The 17,984-nt window shown below is 36.5% G+C and carries 19 protein-coding genes; 15 read left to right on the top strand and 4 right to left on the bottom strand.

Features of this window, described 5'->3' with window-relative positions; translation table 11 throughout:
- Positions 1-2: 2 nt before the first annotated feature.
- The 12 genes from FEE95_RS09910 (at position 3) to FEE95_RS09855 (ending at position 13,356) form a co-directional block, all read left to right on the top strand.
- Positions 3-1,571 carry a M81 family metallopeptidase gene (locus FEE95_RS09910; RefSeq protein ID WP_138657789.1) on the top strand — a complete coding sequence of 523 codons (1,569 nt, stop codon included), beginning with the start codon at positions 3-5 and terminating at the stop codon, positions 1,569-1,571.
- Positions 1,572-1,642: 71 nt separating this feature from the next.
- A complete protein-coding gene (fabV, locus tag FEE95_RS09905; protein WP_138657788.1) occupies positions 1,643-2,833 on the top strand; it encodes an enoyl-ACP reductase FabV in 1,191 nt (396 codons plus the stop codon).
- Between the two features lie 3 nt (positions 2,834-2,836).
- Positions 2,837-3,877 carry a bestrophin family protein gene (locus FEE95_RS09900; protein WP_138657787.1) on the top strand — a complete coding sequence of 347 codons (1,041 nt, stop codon included), beginning with the start codon at positions 2,837-2,839 and terminating at the stop codon, positions 3,875-3,877.
- Positions 3,878-3,896: 19 nt separating this feature from the next.
- Positions 3,897-4,682 (top strand): LytTR family DNA-binding domain-containing protein, encoded by a 786-nt coding sequence (locus FEE95_RS09895; RefSeq protein ID WP_171037022.1) that lies wholly within the window; start codon positions 3,897-3,899, stop codon positions 4,680-4,682.
- Positions 4,683-4,760: 78 nt separating this feature from the next.
- Positions 4,761-5,588, top strand: coding sequence for a LytR/AlgR family response regulator transcription factor (locus FEE95_RS09890; RefSeq protein WP_238474578.1), 828 nt, complete (start codon positions 4,761-4,763; stop codon positions 5,586-5,588).
- A 147-nt stretch (positions 5,589-5,735) separates the two neighbouring features.
- Positions 5,736-7,283, top strand: a complete 1,548-nt coding sequence (locus tag FEE95_RS09885) for an amidohydrolase family protein (RefSeq protein WP_138657784.1) — start codon at positions 5,736-5,738, stop codon at positions 7,281-7,283.
- Positions 7,284-7,310: 27 nt separating this feature from the next.
- Positions 7,311-8,846: an amidohydrolase family protein gene (locus FEE95_RS09880; RefSeq protein WP_138657783.1), complete on the top strand. Its 1,536-nt coding sequence runs from the start codon at positions 7,311-7,313 to the stop codon at positions 8,844-8,846.
- Entirely contained in the window at positions 8,847-10,061 is a 1,215-nt protein-coding gene (locus FEE95_RS09875) for a serine hydrolase domain-containing protein (protein WP_138657782.1), read from the top strand. It begins immediately after the preceding gene.
- 100 nt (positions 10,062-10,161) lie between these two features.
- A complete protein-coding gene (locus FEE95_RS09870; RefSeq protein ID WP_138657781.1) occupies positions 10,162-11,250 on the top strand; it encodes a serine hydrolase domain-containing protein in 1,089 nt (362 codons plus the stop codon).
- A 123-nt stretch (positions 11,251-11,373) separates the two neighbouring features.
- Positions 11,374-12,105, top strand: a complete 732-nt coding sequence (locus FEE95_RS09865; RefSeq protein WP_138657780.1) for an NAD-dependent epimerase/dehydratase family protein — start codon at positions 11,374-11,376, stop codon at positions 12,103-12,105.
- A gap of 21 nt (positions 12,106-12,126) precedes the next feature.
- Positions 12,127-12,705: a DUF6434 domain-containing protein gene (locus FEE95_RS09860; RefSeq protein WP_138657779.1), complete on the top strand. Its 579-nt coding sequence runs from the start codon at positions 12,127-12,129 to the stop codon at positions 12,703-12,705.
- A gap of 240 nt (positions 12,706-12,945) precedes the next feature.
- Positions 12,946-13,356, top strand: coding sequence for a GNAT family N-acetyltransferase (locus FEE95_RS09855; protein ID WP_138657778.1), 411 nt, complete (start codon positions 12,946-12,948; stop codon positions 13,354-13,356).
- Positions 13,357-13,552: 196 nt separating this feature from the next.
- On the opposite strand, the gene FEE95_RS09850 is transcribed toward FEE95_RS09855, so the two are convergent.
- The 4 genes from FEE95_RS09850 to FEE95_RS09835 all read right to left on the bottom strand — a co-directional run bounded on the left by FEE95_RS09850 (position 13,553) and on the right by FEE95_RS09835 (position 16,255).
- A complete protein-coding gene (locus tag FEE95_RS09850) occupies positions 13,553-14,206 on the bottom strand; it encodes a DUF2461 domain-containing protein (RefSeq protein WP_138657777.1) in 654 nt (217 codons plus the stop codon).
- A gap of 140 nt (positions 14,207-14,346) precedes the next feature.
- Positions 14,347-15,144, bottom strand: coding sequence for a TIGR00266 family protein (locus FEE95_RS09845; RefSeq protein WP_138657776.1), 798 nt, complete (start codon positions 15,142-15,144; stop codon positions 14,347-14,349).
- Between the two features lie 111 nt (positions 15,145-15,255).
- Positions 15,256-15,792 (bottom strand): hypothetical protein, encoded by a 537-nt coding sequence (locus FEE95_RS09840; RefSeq protein WP_138657775.1) that lies wholly within the window; start codon positions 15,790-15,792, stop codon positions 15,256-15,258.
- 7 nt (positions 15,793-15,799) lie between these two features.
- A complete protein-coding gene (locus FEE95_RS09835; protein WP_138657774.1) occupies positions 15,800-16,255 on the bottom strand; it encodes a DUF4442 domain-containing protein in 456 nt (151 codons plus the stop codon).
- A 189-nt stretch (positions 16,256-16,444) separates the two neighbouring features.
- Between FEE95_RS09835 and FEE95_RS09830 the strand changes: the two genes are divergently transcribed.
- The 3 genes from FEE95_RS09830 (at position 16,445) to FEE95_RS09820 (ending at position 17,945) form a co-directional block, all read left to right on the top strand.
- Positions 16,445-16,918 (top strand): DUF4870 domain-containing protein, encoded by a 474-nt coding sequence (locus FEE95_RS09830; protein WP_138657773.1) that lies wholly within the window; start codon positions 16,445-16,447, stop codon positions 16,916-16,918.
- The gene (locus tag FEE95_RS09825; RefSeq protein ID WP_138657772.1) at positions 16,918-17,436 is read left to right on the top strand and encodes a nuclear transport factor 2 family protein; all 519 of its coding nucleotides are present in this window, start codon (positions 16,918-16,920) and stop codon (positions 17,434-17,436) included. Before FEE95_RS09830 ends, FEE95_RS09825 begins: the two co-directional genes overlap by 1 nt.
- A 179-nt stretch (positions 17,437-17,615) precedes the next feature.
- Positions 17,616-17,945, top strand: a complete 330-nt coding sequence (locus FEE95_RS09820; RefSeq protein WP_138658582.1) for a PadR family transcriptional regulator — start codon at positions 17,616-17,618, stop codon at positions 17,943-17,945.
- Positions 17,946-17,984 lie beyond the last annotated feature (39 nt).

Genomic DNA, 17,984 nt, shown 5'->3' with positions numbered 1-17,984 from the left:
AAATGAAAAAAATCCTCTTAAATCTAATCCTATTTGTTTTCTTGTTTTCAGGATGTAAAACTGAAAATAGTCCGTCCAAACAAGAATTGCCGCGTATTGCTATTGCAGGAATAGGCATCGAATCAAGCACCTTCTCCCCTGCTCAAACTCATGAAGAAGCGTTTCATGCGAGAATTGGGGATTCGATTTTCAAGCGCTATCCTTTTTTCGCCGACAGTAGCAAAATTAGAAAACGTGCTGATTGGGTTCCTACATTATTAGGAAAGTCATTACCTGGCGGAATCGTTACTCGAGAAGCGTATGAGTCCATGGTAGCCAAGACTTTAACGATGCTTAAAGAAAATGGCCCGTACGACGGATTGTTTTTTGACATCCATGGTGCCATGAGTGTCGTGGGATTAGAAGATGCCGAAGGAGATTTAATCAAACGTATTCGGGAAGTTATCGGTTCAGAAGTTTTGGTTTCTACTTCCATGGATTTACATGGCAATGTATCAAAACGTTTGGCCGAACATAGTGATTTGATTACCTGTTACCGTATGGCACCCCATGAAGATGCTTTAGAATCAAAAGCAAGAGCTATAACGAATATGTTAGAGCGTCTTGAAAGTGGAAAAGGTAAACCCAAATACAAAGCATGGATTCCGGTTCCCATACTTTTACCTGGGGAAAAAACAAGTACGCGCATTGAACCCGGCAAGAGTCTTTATGCCAAAATACCATCAGTTGAAAATCTGGAAGGTGTCATCGATGCAGCAATCTGGATTGGCTATGCTTGGGCCGATGAAGCGCGTAATCATGCCGTCGTTATGGTTACCGGAGATGACGAGAAACAAGTTACGGCCGGAGCAGAAAAATTGGCTAATGCTTTCTGGGATGTCCGAAACGAATTCGAATTTGTTGCTCCTGTTGCCACACTAGAAGAAAGTCTGAAAATGGCGATAGTACATAAAGAACAGCCTTATATTATAAGCGATATGGGGGATAACCCTACAGCTGGGGGTGCCGGTGATGTCACTTGGACTTTACAACAACTTTTAGCTAGACCGGAATTTAAATCTGAAAACGGCAAATCTTTGATTTATGCTTCCATTCCCGGGCCAGAATTAATTGATGAAGCTTTGAAAGTAGGTGTGGGCGGAAAAGTATCTGCAATGGCCGGAGCAATGGTCGATGACCGTTATGCCCCTCCACTAAAATTAACGGGAACCGTTACTGCCATAAAAGAAGGTGACCGTGATGCGGAAGTCGAAGTTGTTGTAAAAATTGGAAGCATCAATGTGATTGTGACTAAAAAGCGGAAACCATACCATCATGAAAAAGACTTTACAGATTTAGGATTGAATCCCCGTGAATCAGATATCTTAGTAATCAAAATAGGGTATTTAGTCCCTGAACTTTACGATATGCGAAAAGGATGGATTATGGCGCTAACGCCAGGAGGTGTCGACCAAGATCTAGAGCGATTGGGATATAAGAACATCAAAAGACCTATGTTTCCTTTAGATTCTGATATGAGCAACCCTGATTTAAGTGCCCGACTACTTCCTGCATCTAATAAATTGAAATAATCAAATGAAACCCAAAAATATCTAGGATAAACTTAATTTAGTACTCCACAAACGATTACACTAGAAAACATATGATAATAGAACCTAGAACCCGCGGATTTATCTGCACAACAGCACATCCGACAGGTTGTGCAGAAAATGTAAAAGCACAAATTGGATATATAAAATCGAAAGGCCTAAATAAAGGCCCCAAAAAAGTACTGGTAATTGGTGCTTCAACGGGCTTCGGTCTGGCATCAAGAATAACAAGTGCTTTTGGTTCCAATGCTTCTACCATTGGGGTGTTTTTTGAAAAACCACCTTCTGAAGGAAGAACCGCATCCACGGGTTGGTACAATACTGCTGCTTTTGAAACGGAAGCTCATAAAGAAGGGCTTTATGCTAAAAGCATTAACGGCGATGCTTTTTCTAATGAAATCAAAGCGAAGACTTTAGAACTGATAAAAACGGATTTAGGAAAAATAGATATGGTAGTCTACAGCCTTGCTTCACCAGTTCGAACGCATCCAGAGACTGGTGTTCGTTATAAATCAACTTTAAAGCCCATTGGAAACTCATACACTAATAAAACAGTGGATTTTCACACGGGGGAAGTAAAAGATATTACTATCGCACCTGCTGAGGGTGATGATGTTGCGAATACCGTGACCGTTATGGGTGGTGAAGATTGGCAACTATGGATTGACGCTTTGCAGGAAGCGGATTTACTTTCTGAAAATTTTAAAACAGTTGCCTACTCTTATATCGGCCCAAAGCTAACAGAACCGGTATACAGAAAAGGGACCATAGGAATGGCAAAAGACCATTTGGAAGAAACGGCCTTTACCATTACCGAATCCTTAAAACAAATCAACGGTAAGGCTTATATTTCTGTAAATAAGGCACTTGTAACACAGTCTAGCGCTGCTATCCCTGTGATTCCTTTGTATATTTCATTACTTTATAAAATAATGAAGAGAGAAGGCATTCACGAAGGGTGTATTGAGCAAATTCATCGGCTTTACCAAGATCGTTTGTTTCTGGATGCTGTTCCAACTGATGAGCAAGGAAGAATACGAATTGACGACTGGGAAATGAGAGCTGATGTGCAAGAACAAGTTGCAAAACTATGGCAAGAAGCCACTACTGAAAATCTTTCTAAAATAGGGGATTTAGAAGGTTATCGAACGGATTTTTTCAACCTGTTCGGTTTTCATGTCGAGGGAGTTGATTATAAGGAAGACACGAACGAAATAGTTCGAATTCCTGGATTAAAGGAATAAACCATGTACGTTAAAAAGAACTTTGGCCTAAAGTCAATATTAAGATTCAGTGGAGTGCATATCATATGGATTTCGCTTTGGGCAGCACTAGTGGCTCTTGTTTACCAGTATACTTCTTTAAAGGCTTGGTTGGTAATACCATGGTTGCCATTATCTGTAATTGGTACGGCAGTCGCGTTTTATGTGGGTTTCAAAAATAATAGCGCTTATGACCGTTTGTGGGAGGCCCGTAAAATATGGGGCGCCATTATCAATGGCAGCCGTTCATGGGGTGCTAGTTCAAAGGCCTTTCTAAGCAACCAATTTAGCTCGGTAAAACACAATGAAAGTGAATTAAACACTTATCGAAAAAAACTTATTTACCGCCATATAGGTTGGCTATACGCATTACGTAGTCAATTGCTTATACCCACGCCATGGGAACATGTTAGTCAGGGCAGACACTTTAAGCGAATGATAGAAAAACGAATGAAGGATTTTGGGGTTGGCTTGTTGGGTGATGAAGTGAGTGAATTGGAGCTTAAAAAATTCTTGCCTCACGACGAATACAACAGACTTATCAATTACAAAAATACCGCAACGCAAATCATAGATCAACAGAGTCAAGATTTGAAACAATTGCGAGAGGAGAATATTATCGATGATTTCCGTCATATGGAATTGCAAAAATTACTCAATGACTTCTACACTTTTCAAGGGCAATGTGAACGCATTAAAAAATTCCCCCTGCCAAGACAATACGGAAGTATGAGTTTAGTTTTCGTCGGAATCTTTATTTTTTTACTACCCTTAGGGATGGTTTCCGAATTTGCAAAGCTCGGGGAGTTTGGGGTTTGGCTATCTATCCCTTTTACCGTTTTGGTAGGCTGGGTTTATGTTATGATGGAATTGGTAGGAGATTACTCTGAAAACCCCTTCGAAGGATTAGGAAACGATATTCCCATGCTCTCATTATGTAGAACAATTGAAATCGATTTAAAAGAAATGCTTGGGGAAACTGATTTGCCAGAGCCTATCAAGCCTAAAAATGATGTTCTGATGTAATTCCTTTAAAATGTTGGCATTGAAGTTAAATACATCATACAAACATCACCTTTTAGTAGCTCTTATAATAGCTGTTTGGCTAGTACTTTTTTTAGTTCTTATTGCTCCTTTTGATATCGCAGAAGTACCCTTTTCCGTGCGATTAGAAATTATGCCACTCTACGGATTAATTTCTTTCATTTCCTACATGATGCTGATACCCATCCAAAATTTCATTTTTAAAAAGTTAGGCAAATGGACACTATTCTTGGAAATAGTAGTAATTGTATTATTCAATGTCATTGTTTTAATGGGCAGTTATACCTACTATAAGTCGGGTATAATTAATGGTGAATTTCCTTTTACGAAATTCACGTTTGAAGTCTACTACCCTATTTTCTTGATTATACTACCCATTCTTCTATTTACTCGATGGTTTTTAAGCAAAAAGGCAGTTGAACAAAATTCTGATAAAATTATTTTGACCGGTGAGAACAAGTTGGACGTATTGCAAATACACCTTTCCGATTTGGTTTGTATCTCAAGTGCTGATAATTACGTAGAAATAGCTTATCTGATTAAAAATGAATTACACAAAAAGCTATTGCGAATTACGTTGAAGAATGTACATCCGCAAGTTCCTAGTTTGCTAAAAACACACCGTTCGTATCTAATTAATCCGCTACATTTTAAAGATTGGAAAAATTCGAGTTTGATACGCTTAACACAACTTGAAGTACCCGTTTCCAAGAACTATAAAAAAGATGTATTTGAGTCACTTAATCATTCGTCCCTAAAAGCTAGTAATTCGCCACAATCACATTAGAATAATACTTGAAGCTCATTTTGGTTTTTATTTTTGAGAACAGCAAATACTGTTTCATTAAAAGAATCCCTTTTGAGCATGCCGATTTTTAAAAAAGTAATAGAATTTCTTAATAAACCTTTCCCTCAAGGAGAAAATAGATCTTGGTATTATGGGGCGATGAGTTTCTTAAGTCTCTTTGTAGTCGTATTCCTCTATATTTTTAAGCCTTTTGGAATACATAGACTTCCAACCAATCCATTTTTAATGTGTTTGGGTTTTGGCGCCATGACCTTTCTGGGGGCTGCACTATACGAAATCAGTATCCATCAACTTAGAAGTTTTAAAAAAACCTACAAAAACTATACGTTTGGTACTTGGTCTTTGAACAACCTTGGTGTCATGTTTTGTATAAGTTTGGCGAACTTCGTTTTTGCCCGACTCGTGTATTTCGGATATTTTGAATGGAGCCTTTTTCCAACGATGTTGTATGCGACCTTTATGATAGGCATCATTCCACTAACTATGATTGGGGGATTCGTTTTATTGACCCAAGAAAAAAAGAATCAAAATACAACAACAGAAATTAATCCATCTGGAGATTACTCAAAAGGTGAAAGTATTTTTCTCTTTGAGATTCCATTACATCAAGTTAAATATATTGAAGCATTGCAGAACTATGTTAAAATAGCTTACATCAATACCGAGGGGCAATTGAAAATTCAAACCGAACGTGTAACCCTCAAAGAAATTCAAGCCAAAATTGAAGGAGGACCAGTCGTGAAATGCCATCGTTCGTATCTAGTGAATACTAATTATATTATAGATTATAAGGGGAATTCGCAAGGTTTATTACTTACACTATCTGATTGTAATAAGGTAATTCCCGTTTCGAGAACTTGGGTTCCCTTATTTCGAAAAAGCTAAGATTTTTCTTTTCAATTGGCGAATCACGAGCCTCGTTAATTATCACTTTGGGCTTGCATTTCGTCCCAATGTAACCATTCGTCACATTATGATTGGTTTTGAATACTGGCTTGAATAGATTTAGGCAAACCATTAAACCACCAAACCATGAACTGGAAAAAATTTTTCAAATGGCTTAAATATATTGGCCTATTTTTTACTGTGCTTTTAATCATAGGGGGAATACTGCTACACAGAGATGGAATGCGCATGTACGGGGGACTTACCGACCATGTTGAATACAATCTGTTTAAACCGAAAACGGGAACTGTAGTTATTAAAAATGTACATCTACTTTCCCAGGAAGGAGATAGCTTAAAAGCCAATCAAAATATCTTAATTGAAAATGGGTTAATTACCTCTATTGATAGTATCATAAATACCTCATTAGAAGCCATTATAATTGACGGCACAGGAAAATATTTGATTCCTGGATTGATAGATACCCATGTACATCTGCTTCAAAGTCCGAATGATTTATTGTTATATCTCGCCAATGGGGTTACTGAAATACGAGAACTTATTGGTGAAAGTGACCATTTGAAATGGAGAGATGAAATTGAAAATGGCAGAATTGGCCCTAAAATGCACGTCTATTCCCCTAGAATAGCAAGCTTTGAACCCATAGAAGGTTGGTTTATGGAATATTCACAGGGTTATGCTAACATTCAAAATACAACCGAAGCGAAAGAAATGGTAAAGAAATTTCATGATGAAGGTTATGACGGAATCAAAATTTACAGTCAAATAACCCCAGAAGTTTATGATGCTGTGAACGAAACGGCTACTGATTTAAAAATGCCTGTCGTGGGTCATATTCCATGGAAGTTAAAGCTAACTGATATATGGGTCAGCAATCAAAAAAACATTGTACACTTTGAAGAGTTGATGAATGCCTTGAGCAGAGAGTTTAAGCCTGATAGAGAATTGGGCGGTTTTTTCGGTGAAGAAGAAGAGTTCTTAAAATTTGTACAGCTGCGCATTACTGAATTAACCCGTAAACTGGTAGAAAACCAAATTCTACTGAGCTCCACATTATGGCTGAACGAAAGTTTTGCGAGACAGCCTTTTGAAATCAAACAAATACTCAAAGAAGTTGAACTGGAATATGAAAACCCAGGCATAAGTGAAGGCGTTTCTTATATTCCACAAGCTATAGGTTGGTTACCAGAAATCAACCGCTATAAACTTCCAGAAGGCCTAAGTGAAGAAAAGCAAAAGGGGTATAAAAAATTCTGGAATGCATATGCTCGGGGCTGTCAACTCATTGCAAGTGCTTGTATTAAAAATGGTGTCAAAATTATGGCCGGTACAGATGCGAATTTGCCTCCTGTGGTTCCGGGTTTCTCACTTCATGATGAATTAATAAGTCTTCATAATGCTGGTATGTCAAATGTACAAGCATTACAATCTGCTACAACTATCCCAGCCGCATATCTGAAAAGTAAAACTGGAAAAATAGCTTTGGGTTATGAAGCGAATTTGATATTACTTGATAAAAATCCATTAGAAAATATCACAAATACCAAGACTATTAATACTGTAATTAAAAAAGGTCAAGTCTTTGACAGGGATTTATTAGATAGTATTCTCAATGGTGTAAAAGAAGCCAATGATACGAGCAGAAAGGTAGATATTTCACAGTTTCAAGAATAGTACCATACAACCATAAAATCAATACCCATGAGCAAAAAGAAAATCTTCAAATGGCTTAAATACTTCTTTCTATTAAATATAGTTTTACTAATCATCTTTGCCTTTTTAGCAAATCGAGAACGTTCGCGTATGTATGGTGGTCTTACTGAGGTTGTAGATACGAGGCAGTTCACACCCTATGAAGGTTCATTTGCCATTAAGAATGTAACTATTTTATCCCCCGAAGGGGATAGTCTACTTCCTAATCGAACCATTGTAATCGAAAAAGGACTCATTACAACTATTGACACCATATCAAATATCCCGAAACAAACCAAAACAATAGATGGGAACGGAAAATACTTGATTCCCGGATTGATAGACTCCCATGTACATATGTTTCAAAGCCCAAATGATTTATTGCTTTATTTGGCCAATGGTGTTACGCATGTACGTGAAATGATTGGTACAGAAGAACATCTCAGCTGGCGCGAAGAAATTAAAAAAGGGGGCATTGGTCCTGACTTATATGTAGCTTCTCCCCGATTAGCCAGTTTTGATTTTTGGGAGGGATTGTTCATGTCATACACACAAGGCTACAGCAATGTGACTAATGCTTCAGATGCAAAAGAAAAAGTAGTCAAATACATTGAACAAGGATATGATGGCATAAAAATATACAGCCAATTGAATAGGGAAAGCTACTTAGCCATTTCAGAAATAAAAGAAATTGATGTTGTTGGGCACATTCCAATTCATCTGGATTTAAAAGATGTCTGGAATGGAAATCAACGCGAAGTAGCCCATTTTGAGGAAATAATGAATGGTCTGTTTCGTGAGTTTGGTAATCCTCAACTTAGAGAAAACAAGGAAACTTTTTTCAATTTTATTGATGAGCGTAGCGATGCTGTTTCTGAAGCTTTACTGAAAAATGATATCGCAGTCACTTCGGTTTTATGGGGATGGCATACACATCTCAGACAAAAGGAAGATTTAGATGGTTTATTAAGCGAGGTAGAAATTGAATATGTTAACCCAGGGATTAGTGAAGGAATTAAATATATTCCGGAAGGAGGTTTGGGTTGGTTACCTCAATTTAATAGAGTTAAATACCCTGAGGGACTTAGTGAGGAATCAAAGAATAAACGCAGACTATTTTGGAGCATCTATGCCGAAGCCTGCGAACGGGTCGGTAAAAATCTGCACGATAGGGGTGTAAAAATACTTGCAGGAACAGATAATAATTTATCCGTTAAAGTACCCGGGTTTTCTTTACATCAAGAACTGCAATCATTACATAAAATGGGAATGTCTACTTCAGAAGTAATTCGTTCTGCGACTTCCGCACCAGCTGTATGGTTGAACAACAATGCTGGCATCATTGATTCGGGCTATAAAGCGAATTTAGTACTGCTGAATAAAAATCCGTTAGAAAATATTATGAATACGAAGACCATTAATACAGTAATTGTAAGAGGTCAAGTCTTTGATAGAAAATTGTTAGACAGTATGCTCAACGCCGTAAAAGACGCGAATGATACTAGCAGAACTGTTGATATAACCTCTTACATGCAAATAGACTAAATGAAAAAATCTATAAAAATTTCAATTGCTGTTGTTGGGGTTATTATTATCATACTTATAATTAACCGAAATAAAATAGCTCGTCTTCAATTTGCTATGAATATGTTCTCCGGAAAGGAACAAGTGGAACGCTTTCGGGCTATTGAAGACTATTTCCCAACCAGAGAAATCATGCCTAGTGGCAATCCAGTTAGCATTCTCAAAAAGAATTTGATTGATTTACCTGAGACTTATATATTCAATGGTAAGTCTCATAAAACTGAAGATTTAATTCAAGAAACAGATATTACGGGATTAATGGTGCTAAAAAATGACACTATTCTTTTTGAAAAGTATTATCAAGAAAATACACCGGAAGACCACACTATAGGATGGTCTGTAACCAAATCAATTGTTTCAGCACTAGTAGGCATTGCTCTTAAAGAAGGTCATATAAAAGGTGTCAATGATTCCGTAAATCAGTATTTACCAGAATTAAAGGGTTCAGCCTACGAGCATGTCACCATAAAGAATCTTTTGCAAATGTCATCAGGTGTGAGTTGGAATGAAGATTATAGTGATAGCGATTCCGACATCAATCGGTTTGGTAGAACTCTGGCATTAGGGCGTTCGTTTGAATCCTTTGTAAAAACCTTAAAATACGACAAACCGCAAGGCACTTTCAACCGCTATAATAGTTCTGATACGCAGGTTTTAGGTATGATAGTCTCGAGGGCAACAGGTACTACAGTATCCAACTATCTAGAGAAAAAATTATGGCAACCATTGGGAATGGAGCGAAAAGGATATTGGGTTATTGACAATCAGGGCAATGAATTCGCAGCAGCCGGTTTAAGTGCTTCCCTTGTGGATTACGCTAAATTCGGATTGTTATTTCTACATGAAGGTAACTGGAATGGTAAACAACTAATTCCAAAAAAATGGGTGTCGCAATCCATTACTCCCGATGCACCCCATCTCCTTCCTGGTGAAAATGAAAATTCAAATAATGATTTCGGTTATGGATTTCAATGGTGGGTCTTTGAAGGGGGCGAAGGAGAGTATGCAGCTATGGGTATATACAATCAATTAATATATATTAATCCAAAACGCAATATTATCATTGTAAAATCGGCAGCAAATAATAATTATGGTATCACAAATGATGAAAGTAGTTTTAGAGAAAAAGAATCAATAGCGTTCTTACGCGCAATTGTAAAATCAATTGACAATTAATTCGCCCCTAAAAGGAAGTCATTCGTCCCAAACCCAATAAAATCAATAGCTAACTTAAAATGTCTCTCTAAATTTGTTTCAACTTTTAAATCCATTCGAAATGAAAAGATATAGTATTTTAATTCTACTACTCGTTGCTTTTAATGGCATCGCACAAGAAAAAAACAATAATATTCAGAGCCAACTTGATAAAATAGTTGAAGATAAAATGGTGATGGGTGTTGCTGCAGCTTATGCTGTAGATGGTGAAATTATTGAACAAGCTACAGCCGGTTATACAGATAAAGATACAGGAAAGCTTTTGGACTCCAATACTAAAATGCGAATGGGTTCCATAGCTAAAACAATGACGGCTTTGGCGGTTATGCAATTGGTTGAACGAGAGAAAATTGACTTAGATGCTCCTATACAAACTTATTTACCCGATTATCCCAAACATAAAAAAACACAAATAACCATAAGACACCTATTATCACATACCTCTGGTATTTCGGGGTATAAAGATGGTCGGGAGTCAAATACAACCACAGAGTACCCAACTTTGTATGATGCACTGAGCCTATTTAAAGACCGTGACTTGTTGTTTGAGCCGGGCACTCAATATTCGTATACTACCTATGGCTATACGGTATTGGGTGCAATCCTGGAAAAAGTTACTGAGCAAACTTTTGAAGCCTATATGCACCAAAATATTTTCGTTAAAGCGGGAATGACCCATACGGGCGTTGAAAAATTTGGAGAAGTATTGGAAAACGAATCAAAACTATACACTCGAAATAATGGTAAGGGAAAGGCAAAACCTGCCAAAGAAAATAATTTGAGTAATAGAATTCCTGCCGGTGGTTTTTATACGACAATAGGTGATATGCTAAAGTTTGGCGATGCGGTTATCAACCACACACTAGTAAAAAAAGAAACACTTAAAGAGATGCGCCAACATCACAGTTTAGAAAAAGAAAATAATGCCTATGGATTCGGTTGGTTTTTGTACAACCCGAAACCCTATGAAGGTGCTATTATAGGACATTCTGGAGCACAAACTGGATGTACTTCGTTTCTTTTTATTGTTCCAGAGAAAAAAGCGGTAAGTATTATTCTTTCAAATACTTCACGAGCACAATCTAGTGTTAATCCCATTGCGAATGATTTATTGCGATTATCTTTAAGTAAGACGACTATAAATGAATAGTCTATTTTGATTTAAAACCTGTACAATAGAAAAATATTTACGATTTTATGGTTAGTATTTGTGTGAGTACATTCGTAAATCTATTCAATTGCTATTACCCATATTCAAAACACAATATATTAGATGAAGAAAATCTTGATAACTGGAGGGTTTGGTAAAATAGCAAAACATTTTGTTCAAAATTTCAATCATAAATATGAAATAACCCTTGCTGACATTATAACAGATGACAAGACTTTTACCGAAAATGTACGAATTGAAAGAGCGGATTTAATGGATTTTAGAATTTGCTCAAAACTATGCCGAGGAATTGACACCATTATCCATTTAGCAGGAATAGTTGACCCAGTTTCAGAATCAGAAAAAATTCTAGAAACAAACATAAAAACAACACAGAATATTTTTAAAGCGGCCGTAGAATCAAAGTGTAAAAGGTTAATTTTTGCCAGTAGTGCCCAGACAATCGAAAGTTATCCGATTGACGTGCAAGTTACCAAGGATATGCTTGTAAAACCGAAAAACATTTACGGAGTTTCAAAATGTTTCGGAGAAGCGTTGGCAGCATACCATGCGAATAATAATGGCATTTCTGCAATTTGCTTGAGAATTGGAGCTTACGAGTTTCCAAAGGACTTTACCGAAATGAATGCACGTGATTTATCTGCATTTTTGCATCCTGATGATTTTAACCAATTATTGATTGGATGTATAGAAACAACTAATATCCAATACGAAGTGCTAAACGCAATTTCAAATAATAGACACAAAAGACTAGATATAACAGAGTCTATAGAAAAAGTTGGATATCAGCCAAAGTATGATTCGTTCACCTTGTTCAGACTTGTGGCGGATTAAAAACTGAATATAATTACGAACATGGGAAGACCTATTTTAGACAAAAAAATTACTGTTCAAAATTTCAAAGATTTTTATTGGCTAAAAGTGGAATTAACTAAATTTTGCAGTAAAAATGGAATTAATAGTGACGGAGGAAAAATAGAAATATCAAATAGAATTATAGCATATCTTGAAACAGGAAAAATTCCAAAAACAAAATCTATAAAAAGACAAAAACTACCAAATCCAACTGAACCAATAACAAAGGAAACTATCATTGGTATTGAATATAGAAGTTATCGAGAAAAGAAAGCTTTTTTTAAAGCTATTGTTGGTAATAAATTTCACTTTACTACACACCTATTAGACTATTTCAAAAAGAATACGGGCAAAAAAACGTATTCAGATTTGATAAATGAATGGCATAAAGAACAGCGATTAAAAAGAGATCCTAATTTCTTAAAAGTAATAGCCCCGCAATTTGAATATAATACTTACATAAGGGATTTTTTAAAAGACAATCCGAATAAGACCAGAAATGACGCCATTAAGTTTTGGATGATTAAGAAATCAAAACGAGGAGACAATAAATATTCTAAAACTGACCTAAAATTATAGAAAATAAGAAGCTAATACCAGAATAAAAATCAAAAAGTACAAAAGCAGATGCCAAAGACATAACTAAATTAACTATTCGGTTTAAAGCGCATTGGAATTATGGTAAAAACCAATTTGAATAACACTATTTAAAAACAATATAAAATCTACAAATAGGAGAATAGTTAATAATTTATGATGAGCAACTGTATATAGACTAGTAAGTTTACAAGGCAGTTGTATGTCAGTTGAGAAAGAACAATGATTGAATATAAAATAGAATATAAATTGGGTGTTGACGAATTCAAAGAAGTTTTAGTCAATTCTACTCTTGGAGATAGAAGACCCGTAAATGATCCTGACCGACTTGCCAAAATGTTGGAACATGGAAATTTAATAATAACTGCACGGGATAATGGAAAACTTGTTGGAATCAGTCGCTCAATGACTGATTTTATGTTCTGCACCTATTTGTCGGATTTAGCAGTTAATAAAGATTATCAAAAACAAGGGATTGGAAAAGAATTAATACGACAAACCAAATTAAATGCACCAAAAGCAAAACTCATTTTACTTGCTGCTCCGGAGGCTATTCCGTATTACCCAAAAATAGGAATGACACAATATGAATTTTGTTATTTTTTGGACGACATAAACAAATTGAAAAAATAAAACCACCACACAACCAAACCTGCAAACGATATGGGTTTCAGACTTAAACGAATGGTTTGTGCACTCCTGCTACAGGCAGTCAAGTTGATAAAGTCCCCTCAATATTTGGCCCCGACGCTACGGGGTTGCTTTTTAGAAGAACTAAGAAAAATCAAAAAAGCCGTATGGAATCAAAATTGCATCTGTCTGTAAAAAACTAAACCGTAACCGCCTGATTCAAATACCTACGAAATGGAAGCATTTCTTTGTAAACCGAAATCAGCTTTTTACCAAAGTCTTTTTTGAGTACTTCTTTTGAAGAAAACTCCATTGCGACTGCAAAGGTTTTATTTCGTAATAAATCAATATGCAGATGGTCATTTGAAAAGCCTTTGGGAGCATTTGTGAGCTTTACATCTTCATACAAACCGCCAAAGGTCTTTTTGAAGGATTTTTTATTCAGGATCTTCTGCAATTCCTCCCCATCGTAATCAATAGCATCTCGAATACTTCGCAGTCGTTTTGGGTCGGGGCGCCAAAGTCCACCAGCAAACATGCAACGTTCTATTCCGATTTCAACATAGAAGTCTCCCGTGTTCGGGCGTTTGTCCAATCCCGCCCCAAAATGGTCTTTATAAATAGGTTTGTTGGGATGGAACATTAAATTGTTATTGATGCGGTTGATTCCTTTTTTACCGGGCGTATCGTAATATTCGTTATCAATAGCCGCTAGTTTGACATTCATTTCATCCAACCAGCCAATAAAATCATCACGTACTTCCTTGTACCACTTTCGATTGGCATCCATCCATTCCTTGTTGTTGTTCTTTTGAAGTGCTTTGAGGAAGTTGATTTGGTTTTGGAAATCCATAAATTGAAAGTACGAAATACGAGGTTAGAAATACAAAGTTAAATCAAAAAGGCAGTCACATCGAGCGGAGTCAAGATTTGCTGGGTTCCTAAACCCGTTCTCGACTCCGCTCGAACTGACTGTAGAGTTAAAAAGAAATTTTAAAACCCTCTATCACCTCCAACTATATCACCAAGGGTTCCTAATATACTTCCTTCACCTTTGTCCTTACCGCCTCTGGGAATTGAAGCCAGTACCCTACCGGCTAATCTGCTAAATGGCAATGATTGCACATATACTGTTCCTGGACCACGCAGCGTTGCAAAGAAGAGTCCTTCGCCTCCAAAGACGGTATTTTTGATTCCTCCAACAAACTCGATATCATAATCCACCGTTTGACTAAATCCTACAATACAGCCTGTATCTACTTTTAAAACTTCTCCAGCTTTAAGTTCTTTTTTGGCCATGGTTCCGCCGGCGTGAACAAAAGCCATACCATCACCCTCTAATTTTTGCATGATAAAACCTTCACCCCCAAATAGGCCTCTTCCAAGTTTTTTAGAGAATTCGATTCCAACTTGAACACCTTTGGCAGCGCAAAGAAAAGCATCCTTTTGACAGATGAACTTGCCTTGCTTTTCAGATAAATCTATAGGTAGGATTTTTCCGGGATACGGAGAAGCGAAGCTTACTTTCTTTTTTCCTTGTCCAATATTCAGGAAAGCGGTCATAAATAAACTCTCCCCTGTAAGCATTCGCTTTCCAGCTGAAAAAATCTTTCCGAGAACTCCTTTTTCTTGATTAGAGCCGTCTCCAAAAATGGTGTCCATTTTAATATCTGAATCCATCATCATAAAACTTCCGGCTTCAGCTACAACAGCCTCTTGCGGGTCAAGTTCTATTTCAACATACTGCATTTCTTCTCCGTAAATCTCGTAATCTATTTCGTGTGCGTTCATAAATAATGATTTTAATTTCATTCCCAAGCCCGTGCTGAATTCATTTCAGTAAAGAAGGGAATCTATTATTGATTGATGCCTATTGGTGCGAAAATCTCAATTTTTGTTACATTATAATTTATTACATGCGGATAATGCCTCTTCAATACCGTCGTATAATTCTCCTGAGTTAATCGGTAGATTCAATCGAATAGATTTTTTTTTGAAGTCATACTTTCCTGAACCACGATTAATAGTCGAATTAATTTCTAAAAATTGATTATTTCTATTTATTGAAACCATTTTGGAATTTTTTAATAGTCGATTGACATTTTTCTGATTGGTTAGTTCGCCAACTTTCCGATACCAATTTCTTGCGAAGTCCTGTTTAATATGCCAAATAGAATCATCTAAATGTCTTAAAACCTTATTCTCTAGATTCAAAAAATCTACATCCTTATCTAACCTTGTAATATTTTCTGAATAAATACCACCATTGTCTTTCACAGTATGTACTGTTGTTATTATATAAAATTGAGGGAAGTCAATTAAATTAACTCTTTCCCATTTTGTTAATCTCTTTCTTTTCCATGGAAGTTTGCTGACAAAAGCCCGGAAATTTTGTTTGAAGAGAATTTTAAATATTAAATATCTGGTTTTAATGTTCATTAATAATCTAAGTCTTCAACCTAACCGTCCACTCAAACTTAAAAGTAGAGACCACTACTCCATCTGAATTTACGCCGACGGACTTCATCCAAATGGTTTGTCCTTCACCTGTAGCAATTGTATTTGCTAAAGCTTCTTTTATCAAATGACCGTCTTCACAGGTGAAGGTAATTCTGCCGACCGCCTTTTTCGTAAAGTTTGCTGTGTTATTCTGTACAAGCATTGAAATTTTCCGTCCGCTCTCTGCGATTTGGCTACTTACCATAGCACCTGTGGCTAACTCTGCCGCCATACCTTGCACCGCCCAAAACATAGAGTTAAACGGATTTTGATTTCGCCATCCATACTTCACACTAGCCACAGCTTTGGAGTCATCCATATATTTCAGGCGAACCCCACTCCACCACGCGGAGGGTAATTTAAAGAACATAAAAGTATTGACTTTGCCCGCAGATACTGCCATTTTCAAATATTTAGAGGCTAAAAATACTTAAAATAATCAAGATAGTATTTGTTAATATTATGTTAAATTTAAGTACTATGTGTTGCATAGTACTGTTTTTTAAACATATATTTGCATAGACAGATATTAGGTATATCTAAATGTCACCCTGAACGCAGACGAAGGGCATCAATCAAAAAACGAATAATCATGACTGAAACATTAACAAAGCACGAAAGAAATTTAGCAGCTGTAATACATGCTTCTACATTTTCCAAGTTCTTTATTCCATTTGGGAATTTCATTCTTCCTTTAGTTTTATGGACAGCCAATAAGAAAGAACATGAGTTTGTGGACCATAACGGAAAGCAAGCTTTGAACTTTCAAATAAGCCTACTCCTCTACTCTATTGTTTTGGGTATTATCAGCATTCCGTTTTTCATAGGTTTCTTTCCTGATGTTTTTGATTTTGACCCATTCGGTTTTAATCACCTAAACGATTTTAATATAAGCTTTGATAGCGATGATTTTCGATTCGGCTCTTGGTTATTACCTGTAGGCATAGCTGGATTGCTACAAGGAGCTTTGTTCATCGTCAATATTGTATATACCATTTTGGCAACGATACGAACAAACGAGGGGCAAACTTTTGAGTACCCTATCACCATAAAATTTATAAAGTAATGCTACTACTAAAACACATAGTCACCATAATAGTAATGATGTTATTAACTATCATTACTGCCTCGGCTCAAGTAGCAGAAAGCTCTGAGTTGTACCAGGTATTAAAAAAGCAGGATAGTATTTTATTCAACGCGGCATTCAATACCTGCGACACGAATACATTGGAAGGCATGTTTACCGAAGATTTTGAATTTTATCATGATAAAGGTGGATTCAGCGAGGGGAGAGATGCATTTCTTAACCCAATGAAGGTGAATTGTGCAAATTGGAATTCCAAAGAGCCACAACCTTCCAGAAGAATTCTGATGCCCAACAGTTTGAAAGTATTTCCGCTATATAAAAACGGAGAGCTTTATGGAGCAATTCAGCACGGTATCCACCGTTTCGAATCACTGGATCAGAACAAGGATTACCAAAAAGGAGATGTTGCTAAATTCACTCATGTTTGGATAAAAGAAAACAATATATGGAAAGTAAAACGCGAACTAAGTTACGACCATCAATATAAACCGGAATAAGCAAGGTGTTAATCATACCATTAAGAGTTTATTCATCAATCAAGAACAAGAGTTTTTCATCATCAATCAAAAATTAATCAGGATGTTTATTTATCATTCAAAAAACGAACAGTTAATCTATGCAGACAATCACATCAAACACAAAAGGGAAGTCTCGGCATAAAAAGCAAAAAGAAGTTATGAACGTAGAAAACACAAAAGCACAAATGCGCAAAGGAGTGTTGGAGTACTGCATACTATCTATCCTTAACGGACATGACAAGTACGCCTCCGAGATTCTCAGTACCCTCAAAGACGCAAAAATGCTGGTGGTCGAGGGAACCATTTATCCGCTATTAACAAGGTTGAAAAACGCGGGGCTACTCAATTACCGTTGGGAAGAATCAACCTCAGGACCGCCTCGAAAATATTATACCTTGACCGAAACAGGCAAGCTTTTTCTTAAGGAATTAGATTCTACCTGGGACGAATTACGAAGCGCAACAAATCTGGTAACTAAAAATAAATAGTTTAAAACTAGCAGTTAAATAACTAAACCTTGAAACAAG

Source organism: Maribacter algarum (ex Zhang et al. 2020), from assembly GCF_005885635.1.
Taxonomy (GTDB): Bacteria; Bacteroidota; Bacteroidia; order Flavobacteriales; family Flavobacteriaceae; genus Maribacter_C; species Maribacter_C algarum.
This window is presented reverse-complemented; position numbering and strand designations above follow the sequence as displayed.

Bases quoted from the DNA above. Each gene is read 5' to 3' on its own strand.
- FEE95_RS09880 (WP_138657783.1), top strand. From the start codon at position 7,311: ATGAGCAAAAAGAAAATCTTCAAATGGCTTAAATACTTCTTTCTATTA.
- FEE95_RS09865 (WP_138657780.1), top strand. From the start codon at position 11,374: ATGAAGAAAATCTTGATAACTGGAGGGTTTGGTAAAATAGCAAAACAT.
- FEE95_RS09820 (WP_138658582.1), top strand. From the start codon at position 17,616: ATGAACGTAGAAAACACAAAAGCACAAATGCGCAAAGGAGTGTTGGAG.
- FEE95_RS09825 (WP_138657772.1), top strand. From the start codon at position 16,918: ATGCTACTACTAAAACACATAGTCACCATAATAGTAATGATGTTATTA.
- FEE95_RS09890 (WP_238474578.1), top strand. From the start codon at position 4,761: ATGCCGATTTTTAAAAAAGTAATAGAATTTCTTAATAAACCTTTCCCT.
- FEE95_RS09855 (WP_138657778.1), top strand. From the start codon at position 12,946: ATGATTGAATATAAAATAGAATATAAATTGGGTGTTGACGAATTCAAA.
- FEE95_RS09845 (WP_138657776.1), bottom strand. From the start codon at position 15,144: ATGAACGCACACGAAATAGATTACGAGATTTACGGAGAAGAAATGCAG.
- fabV (WP_138657788.1), top strand. From the start codon at position 1,643: ATGATAATAGAACCTAGAACCCGCGGATTTATCTGCACAACAGCACAT.
- FEE95_RS09900 (WP_138657787.1), top strand. From the start codon at position 2,837: ATGTACGTTAAAAAGAACTTTGGCCTAAAGTCAATATTAAGATTCAGT.
- FEE95_RS09840 (WP_138657775.1), bottom strand. From the start codon at position 15,792: ATGAACATTAAAACCAGATATTTAATATTTAAAATTCTCTTCAAACAA.
- FEE95_RS09910 (WP_138657789.1), top strand. From the start codon at position 3: ATGAAAAAAATCCTCTTAAATCTAATCCTATTTGTTTTCTTGTTTTCA.
- FEE95_RS09875 (WP_138657782.1), top strand. From the start codon at position 8,847: ATGAAAAAATCTATAAAAATTTCAATTGCTGTTGTTGGGGTTATTATT.
- FEE95_RS09870 (WP_138657781.1), top strand. From the start codon at position 10,162: ATGAAAAGATATAGTATTTTAATTCTACTACTCGTTGCTTTTAATGGC.
- FEE95_RS09835 (WP_138657774.1), bottom strand. From the start codon at position 16,255: ATGGCAGTATCTGCGGGCAAAGTCAATACTTTTATGTTCTTTAAATTA.
- FEE95_RS09850 (WP_138657777.1), bottom strand. From the start codon at position 14,206: ATGGATTTCCAAAACCAAATCAACTTCCTCAAAGCACTTCAAAAGAAC.
- FEE95_RS09885 (WP_138657784.1), top strand. From the start codon at position 5,736: ATGAACTGGAAAAAATTTTTCAAATGGCTTAAATATATTGGCCTATTT.
- FEE95_RS09860 (WP_138657779.1), top strand. From the start codon at position 12,127: ATGGGAAGACCTATTTTAGACAAAAAAATTACTGTTCAAAATTTCAAA.
- FEE95_RS09830 (WP_138657773.1), top strand. From the start codon at position 16,445: ATGACTGAAACATTAACAAAGCACGAAAGAAATTTAGCAGCTGTAATA.